Origin of the sequence: Acinetobacter sp. YH12136 (assembly GCF_013418545.1) — a bacterium.
Lineage (GTDB): Bacteria > Pseudomonadota > Gammaproteobacteria > Pseudomonadales > Moraxellaceae > Acinetobacter > Acinetobacter towneri.
The window spans coordinates 106,535-113,645 of sequence record NZ_VPBV01000006.1 but is presented as its reverse complement, the minus strand read 5'-3'; the positions used below and the strand labels follow the sequence as shown (position 1 = coordinate 113,645).

The 7,111-nt window shown below is 36.5% G+C and carries 9 protein-coding genes and 1 pseudogene; 3 read left to right on the top strand and 7 right to left on the bottom strand.

The features are described from left to right. Positions 1–118: pseudogene (locus FTU71_RS04620) on the top strand (IS982 family transposase); the annotation flags it as partial. 326 nt (positions 119–444) lie between these two features. After that, a complete protein-coding gene (locus FTU71_RS04615; RefSeq protein ID WP_158660382.1) occupies positions 445–582 on the top strand; it encodes a hypothetical protein in 138 nt (45 codons plus the stop codon). 83 nt (positions 583–665) lie between these two features. On the opposite strand, the gene FTU71_RS04610 is transcribed toward FTU71_RS04615, so the two are convergent. From FTU71_RS04610 to FTU71_RS04600, 3 genes are all read right to left on the bottom strand, one after another. Next, a protein-coding gene (locus FTU71_RS04610; protein ID WP_180051336.1) for an IS3 family transposase occupies positions 666–1,810 on the bottom strand; the annotation gives its coding sequence in 2 pieces (ribosomal slippage) (positions 666–1,546 and positions 1,546–1,810; 1,146 coding nt in all). 546 nt (positions 1,811–2,356) lie between these two features. Continuing rightward, complete coding sequence (locus FTU71_RS04605; RefSeq protein ID WP_004973471.1) at positions 2,357–2,518, bottom strand: hypothetical protein; 162 nt, start codon at positions 2,516–2,518, stop codon at positions 2,357–2,359. A 531-nt stretch (positions 2,519–3,049) separates the two neighbouring features. Continuing rightward, a complete protein-coding gene (locus tag FTU71_RS04600) occupies positions 3,050–3,280 on the bottom strand; it encodes a hypothetical protein (protein WP_026438431.1) in 231 nt (76 codons plus the stop codon). 212 nt (positions 3,281–3,492) lie between these two features. Here FTU71_RS04600 and FTU71_RS04595 point away from each other — a divergent pair, with 212 nt between their 5' ends. Beyond that, entirely contained in the window at positions 3,493–3,987 is a 495-nt protein-coding gene (locus tag FTU71_RS04595; RefSeq protein ID WP_180051334.1) for a CinA family protein, read from the top strand. 7 nt (positions 3,988–3,994) lie between these two features. On the opposite strand, the gene FTU71_RS04590 is transcribed toward FTU71_RS04595, so the two are convergent. The 4 genes from FTU71_RS04590 to prpB all read right to left on the bottom strand — a co-directional run bounded on the left by FTU71_RS04590 (position 3,995) and on the right by prpB (position 6,821). Further along, complete coding sequence (locus FTU71_RS04590) at positions 3,995–4,270, bottom strand: type II toxin-antitoxin system RelE/ParE family toxin (protein WP_004973465.1); 276 nt, start codon at positions 4,268–4,270, stop codon at positions 3,995–3,997. A 5-nt stretch (positions 4,271–4,275) separates the two neighbouring features. After that, positions 4,276–4,497, bottom strand: coding sequence for a hypothetical protein (locus tag FTU71_RS04585; protein WP_004973462.1), 222 nt, complete (start codon positions 4,495–4,497; stop codon positions 4,276–4,278). 298 nt (positions 4,498–4,795) lie between these two features. Continuing rightward, on the bottom strand, positions 4,796–5,932 hold the full coding sequence (prpC, locus tag FTU71_RS04580) for a 2-methylcitrate synthase (RefSeq protein WP_004973461.1): 1,137 nt from the start codon (positions 5,930–5,932) through the stop codon (positions 4,796–4,798). 4 nt (positions 5,933–5,936) lie between these two features. Beyond that, positions 5,937–6,821 (bottom strand): methylisocitrate lyase, encoded by an 885-nt coding sequence (gene prpB, locus FTU71_RS04575; RefSeq protein ID WP_004973459.1) that lies wholly within the window; start codon positions 6,819–6,821, stop codon positions 5,937–5,939. Positions 6,822–7,111: the final 290 nt, after the last annotated feature.

The window sequence follows — 7,111 nt, the reverse complement described above, 5'->3', positions numbered from 1 at the left end:
TAAACATCGTTCGATTGCTGGTTTTTTAGCAGGCGTATTTTCTTCACTATGTGCGTATCAACTTTGCCAAAAGAATAAGCCTAAAATTCATGTGATTAAATCTTTGGCTTATCCGTAACTGGGGTTATTATAGCAATGTGATAAATGATGAAAATTGTAAAAAATTTTTCTATCCTAAAGGTTTATTATCTGAGAATTACAGAATCACTTTAGAAGAAACCTTTGATGATTTCAGTAAAAGGGCAGCAAGGAATAATAATACTATTTATTTTACTTGGTTTTTATATGAAGATCATTTTTTTGAATACAAAGATAACATTGTAAATAAGGTAATTTTTTCTAAATGTAAAAGTCTAGATTTACTCAATTTAATAGATGATTTTCTTGAAGTAATTAATTAAGGGGCTGTAGTCGATAAGGCTAAATACCCACCAAAATTAGGAGATGACAACAGCACTCAATGGTCTTTCAGCAGCGATTAGTACAGGGATGGTAACGGTTGCGAAGAAAGGTGGTGGTATTGTTATTGATACTGCTAAAAGTACTAAACGTATTTTAGAGCCTGTAAATTATTTTGTGTAAGTTCGATTTTTTAATCGATCATAGAGGTGGTTCCACTTGTTTGAACAACTAAAAGCGTATTTATAAGTGATATTCCGCTCTAGTTAAGCCACCTTGTTTTGTTGGGGTAGCTGATCATAGTAAAACTCATTTGGTGTCATTTTGTCTAGACTCGAATGAGGTCGTTTCAGATTATAAAACTCAAAATATGCACTCAATTGCTTTTTCGCATCTGTGACACTGCTATAAGCTTTGAGATACACCTCTTCATATTTAACGCTCCGCCATAATCGTTCAACCATCACATTATCTACCCATCGACCTTTACCATCCATACTGATTTGAATGCCATTTGATTTCAATACATCAATAAATGCATCACTGGTGAACTGACTGCCTTGGTCTGTATTCAATATTTCAGGTGATCCATATTTTTCAATCGCTTCATTTAATGTTTCTATGCAAAATGTAACCTCCATACTAATCGATACCCTATGCGCAAGTACCTTGCGGCTATGCCAATCAATCACAGCACATAAATAAACAAAACCTTTTGCCATAGGGATATACGTTATATCCGTAGACCACACTTGATTACTGCGCTGAATAGCCAATCCTTTGAGCAGATATGGATATTTACGGTGAGCTTGATTCGCCTGGCTTAAATTTGGTTTGCAATATAACGCCTGAATACCCATTTTCTTCATTAAAGTACGTGTATGACGTCGTCCTATATGATGTCCTTGACGATTCAACAAATCACGCATCATACGGCTACCTGCAAAAGGATATTGCATATGTAATTCATCAATACATCGCATCAGCTTCAGATCTGATGAGCTAACAGGTTTTGGGCGATAATAATAACAACCACGAGAGACTTTCAGTAACTTAGCTTGTTTAGATACTGAAATCTGAAGTGAGTCGTCGATTAACTTTTGTGGTTGAAGCGGCCCAGTTTCTTCAACACACCTTCTAAAAAATCAATTTCTAATGCCTGCTCACCGATTTTTGCATGTAACTTTTTAAGATCAATGGGAGGTTCTGATGGAGCTTTTGATTGATCGAAAGCTTGCGAGGAAGCTGAGATCAATTGATTTTTCCGGTCAATAATTTGGTTTTGATGAACATCAAATTCAGCACTCAATTCAGCAAGTGTTTTTTCTGCTTTGATCGCAGCAAGTGCTACCTTAGCCTTAAAGTCGTTTGAATGATTTCTTCTTGGTCTACGTGCCATAAAATACTCCATATATTGATGTTTATAACATCATTTGAGGAGCAGAGTATCACTTATAGGAGTTGTTCATATTTCCGGATCCATCTCTCATCGAACGTAATCGTAAATCAGTTCATCGCTAAATGATATAAGTAGCGCTGTTGTGCAATATTGGCATTTGAATACTTTTTATGAGGTTCATTCTTCTTGTAATTCTATTACTGAATAAACCCTAAGTGGCCGACTTGGAATAGGAATGAGTGGTAGGGAACGAATAGGAATAGGTGGTAGGTTTATGCAGGAATATGCACCTTATTTTGATCTTTATAATAAAGGTCACTTTTGTACATAAAAATAATGACTTATCTTAATAAATACTGCGCTAGTCTAAATTTTAGACAAAAAAAATCCCACATGGGAATGTGGGAAAACTAAGAAACTACAGCTATGTTTCGTTCATTTATTTTATCGTCATCTGACCGACAAACAGTGGCATAAAATTACTTTTTTAAGTCTATTTTTCACCTTTAACATATCCCATTGGATCCGCATCGAAGTATACGATTTACACCTAGATTATTATTTCCGATCTAACTCTACTAGACCCTGTCTTGCTTCTGTAATGATCAGCTGAATTTCTTCATTTTGCTTTCTCTTTTGTTCAAAATACACATAAATGCCTAGAGAAAATCCCACAGCTAAAATGATCAGCGTCATCATGATAATTGCATTATGATTCATTATATTTAGCCCCTTTAAACTTCCTCACTATTGTGAGATGCAAGGACTATACACAGCAATAACAAAAATGCTCAATTCCATAAAGAAAATACACTGTTTTTTTTAATTTTATCTAAGAAAAACACTTTATTATTTAACAATATAATAAAAACCAAAATGTAACACGCATTCAAAAAATACGTTAAAATTCAATTATATTTTGTTCTATCTGTCATGATTATATTTTTAAGATATTTTAATTAATTTTCTCTCTATCTCAATTATCAGTCTGTTAAAATAAAAATTGATCTAAAAAACATAAGCTTATTTAAGCCATTACAGCCCGTTTGAAAAATGCTAATCTACAAAAATACCAACACAAATATGTGACGTAGTTAGCATTTTTAATCAATTCTTCAATTTTTTCTTGTGATGTGAAATACAATTTTTTGCATCCAGTGACTAAAAAAACACCAACTTCGATACGCTCCACTGATGCTCAATCATTCTGCTGTTATATTGAAGCTCTGACTAATCTAGATTGAAATGACTTTAAATCACCAAAACTCTGACAATGATGGTTTGATGTTCTTCATTTTCCTCAATCAACTGTAAACGCTTTTGTTCTTTACTCACCACTTTAAAGCGCAAGTTTTGATATTCAATAATGCTTGGAATTTGGTCAAAATATTGTGCATCAGCATCAATTTCATCCTCAAATAATGATGTACCAAGTTGATAGTCCAAACTTTTTAAAACGATATATTTCACCGTTGTTTTCATCACAGCATCCTTTTTATTACTTTTTGCTTTACTTTTATTTGTATCACCGTTCATGCCACGATTAAACCTATAATTGTAAATTTTGCTGTATTTATAGGCAGTTAAATCGTGAACATTCTTATTTTAGCATTTCACTTTTTGATGTTTTTTCGCACAAGTCGACAAAATTCAGTACACTTGAGCAACTTATTCTATTCACTTGCAGATTTATCATGCTCAAACAATGCTGTACCATACTTGAACAACGCCAACAGACTGTGGCTTTTATTGAAAGTGCCAGCTCAGGTTACTTATGTAGTCAGTTTTCTATTTATAAAAATAGCGGTGCCAATATTTTACTTGGTGGATTAGTCAGTTACGACCCAAGCATTAAACGTGAGATTTTGCATGTGAATAGTGACTTAATTGCCACCTATACCGCTGAATCCGCAGAAGTCACACAAGCCATGGCAGTTCAAGGCAAAAAACTATTTCAACATGCAGATTTTATTGTGGCATGCACAGGGTTACTGAAACCAGGCGGCAGTGCCACACCAGAAAAACCTGTAGGGACATTTTTTATCGCCATTCATTATCAGCAGCAAACTTTTCAGTACAAATATTTTTTAGATGGCAATCCATTACAACGACTAGAACAGCTCACTCTGTTAGTCGCTCAAGACCTGATTGATCTAATGCAAGATACAAGCACTTGTACTGCACCCTGAAGTAAACCTATCTTTTTAAGTCTCTATAAAAATTCTCATGACTGCCCAATTTTAAAAGATAGAGTGTCATGATTTCGTCATCACTCACAGAGTAAGCCAGTAGCACAAGCTGTTTGTCCATTTTAAATTTATAAACAAATACTCCTGCTAAATCCCCCACTTTAGCTTCTCCGATATCAGGATTATTCCAAACGGTTATTACGGCATTATCAACATCTTTTTTCTGCTGCTTGGTTAGTTTTTTCACTGTCCGTTCAAATAAGGGAGTTTGTTGTATATTCATTGAACTCAACCAAAGCTATATGGTGTTGTATTCCCTGCTTTGACATGCGCCATACTAAGCAACAAATCTGCTATATCTTGAAAAGTTAAATCGGGATTGTCTTGTGCGATTTTTCCAATTTTAGCCCAGTACTCAATTTGTTTAGTTGCACTTCTACTTTCAGCCATCCCGTAAATCTTTGCTGATTCAACAATATCGCTGTCGATTTTAACTGCTACATGTGACATTGCTTTTTCCTCATATTAATTATGGAATAAATTTTAGCCAATCATGCAACCATTTACAACCTTAAGAAACAAAATACAACAACCTTCTTTTATGATCAAATATTTAAAAATGCGCTATCGTACGTCCGATCTTTTTTAATTCTCTAACGCTTCAATAATTACTCATTGTATTTTTGACTACCCTCATCCAAACCTCAAAAAAAATAAGGTTCCATTGCTTAACAATGAAACCTTATCTTCAGCCTAAACTGCTGCATCACATGATGTTCATGCACGGTACAGCTTTTTAGACAACCAATTAAGCAGCCGAACGCTCTGCAATTGGTACAACTTTACGCAATTCTGGGCCTGTATAATCTGCACTTGGGCGGATAATACGGTTATCTGCACGCTGTTCCATCACGTGTGCTGCCCAACCTGTTACACGGCTCATCACAAAGATTGGTGTAAATAGTTTGGTCGCAATACCCATAAAGTGATACGCAGACGCATGGAAGAAGTCAGCATTACAGAATAATTTCTTCTCACGCCACATCACTTCTTCACAACGCACCGATACAGGATAAAGTACTGTATCACCTACATCTTGCGCTAAACGCTCAGACCAGATTTTGATGATGCCGTTACGTGGATCATTGTCTTTATAAATCGCATGACCAAAGCCCATGATCTTTTCTTTACGTTCCAACTTGCCTAGCATTTCACGTTCAGCTTCTTCTGGCGATGTCCAATTTTCAATCATTTCCATCGCTGCTTCATTCGCGCCACCGTGTAATGGGCCACGTAATGAACCAATCGCGCCTGTAATACATGAATGCATGTCAGACAAAGTTGATGCGCAAACACGTGCTGTAAATGTTGATGCGTTGAACTCATGCTCTGCATACAAAATTAATGACACATTCATGACTTGTTCATGCAATTCATTTGGTTTTTCACCACGTAATAAATGCAGGAATTGTGCGCCAATTGAATCATCATCCGTATTTTCTTCAATACGTACGCCATCGTGACTATAGCGATACCAATAGCAGATAATGGCTGGCAAAGTTGCCAAAATACGGTCTGCAACATCTTGTTGCTGTTCAAATGACTGTTCGGTTTCTAGGTTACCTAACATTGAAACACCTGTACGCATCACATCCATTGGATGTGAATCTGCAGGAATACGCTCAAGCACTTCTTTCAATGCTTGTGGCAATGCACGTAAAGATTTCAATTTTGCTTTATAGGCAGCCAATTGCTCTGAAGTAGGCAATTCACCAAAGAAAATCAGGTAAGCAACTTCTTCAAACTGGCAATTTTCTGCCAAGTCTTGTACATCATAACCACGGTAAGTTAAGCCTGCGCCACTTTTACCTACAGTTGAGAGTGAAGTTTTACCCGCCACTTGTCCGCGCAATCCTGCGCCTGTGAGTACTTTTCCTTCAGCCATTTTTTTAATTCTCCTGTTTGAACAGCTTGTCTAATGTGTTTTCAAAAGTGTGATAATCAAGGAATTCGTATAATTCTTTACGTTGCTGCATTTTGTCTAAGACATTAACTTGAGTGCCATCTTTACGAATAGATTGCATCACTTCTAAGGCAGCTTTTTGCATGGCACGTGTTGGTGAAAGTGGATACAACACCATACGAATACCCTGCTCCGCCAATTCTTCTGTGGTGTAGTATGGGGTATCACCAAATTCAGTAATGTTTGCAAGTACTGGTACACCAACTGCATCACATACTGTTTTATACATGGTAATGTCTGTCATCGCTTCAGCAAAAATTGCATCTGCACCCGCTTCCACACATGCACAAGCACGGTCAATCACCGCTTGCAAACCTTCTTTTTGCAAGGCATCTGTACGTGCCATGACTACAAAGTTTGAATCAGTTTTTGCATCAACCGCAGCTTTAATTCGATCGACCATTTCTTGCTGAGTTACAATTTCTTTGTTTGGACGATGTCCGCAACGCTTTTGTGCAACCTGATCTTCAATGTGTACTGCAGCAGCACCTGCAGCAATCATTTGCTTAATACTGCGGGCAATATTAAATGCACCACCCCAACCTGTATCAATATCCACCAATAATGGAGTATCTACACGCTCAGTAATACGACGCACATCTTCCAAGACGTTGTCTAAACTGGTCATGCCCAAGTCAGGTAAACCGTAAGAGTAATTGGCGACACCTGCGCCAGATAAATAAATGGCTTTATAGCCAACCTGCTTTGCCATCATGGCAGCATAAGCATTTACCGTGCCGATAATTTGTAATGGCTTTTCCACTTCTAAAGCTTGTCTGAATCTTAAGCCCGCAGATGTTTGTTCTGTCATCTTCCTTTCCGCTTTTCTTACTATATTTTTCGAGGTTTGAGTATATCGGGAATGCAACGCTGCGCCATGACTTTTTAGAATCTATGCTCTAAAACTTTAGTCAAATAATTCGAAATTTTATTGCACAATAAATTTTCGTGATATTGCTTATTATTTAAATTTAATAAACATAGCTTTTTTGCATACTAAATAAGCAAAATTTTGCTTATTTTGAGTGTATTTCTATTTTTTCTGAATTCAAGCACGCTGCCCGTACACTTCAACACAGCACGCTGTGCATAAATTTGCTA

Excerpts from the sequence above, each read along its gene's own strand:
- FTU71_RS04615 (WP_158660382.1), top strand. The coding sequence starts at position 445 with ATGACAACAGCACTCAATGGTCTTTCAGCAGCGATTAGTACAGGGATG.
- FTU71_RS04605 (WP_004973471.1), bottom strand. The coding sequence starts at position 2,518 with ATGAATCATAATGCAATTATCATGATGACGCTGATCATTTTAGCTGTG.
- FTU71_RS04600 (WP_026438431.1), bottom strand. The coding sequence starts at position 3,280 with ATGAAAACAACGGTGAAATATATCGTTTTAAAAAGTTTGGACTATCAA.
- FTU71_RS04595 (WP_180051334.1), top strand. The coding sequence starts at position 3,493 with ATGCTCAAACAATGCTGTACCATACTTGAACAACGCCAACAGACTGTG.
- FTU71_RS04590 (WP_004973465.1), bottom strand. The coding sequence starts at position 4,270 with ATGAATATACAACAAACTCCCTTATTTGAACGGACAGTGAAAAAACTA.
- FTU71_RS04585 (WP_004973462.1), bottom strand. The coding sequence starts at position 4,497 with ATGTCACATGTAGCAGTTAAAATCGACAGCGATATTGTTGAATCAGCA.
- prpC (WP_004973461.1), bottom strand. The coding sequence starts at position 5,932 with ATGGCTGAAGGAAAAGTACTCACAGGCGCAGGATTGCGCGGACAAGTG.
- prpB (WP_004973459.1), bottom strand. The coding sequence starts at position 6,821 with ATGACAGAACAAACATCTGCGGGCTTAAGATTCAGACAAGCTTTAGAA.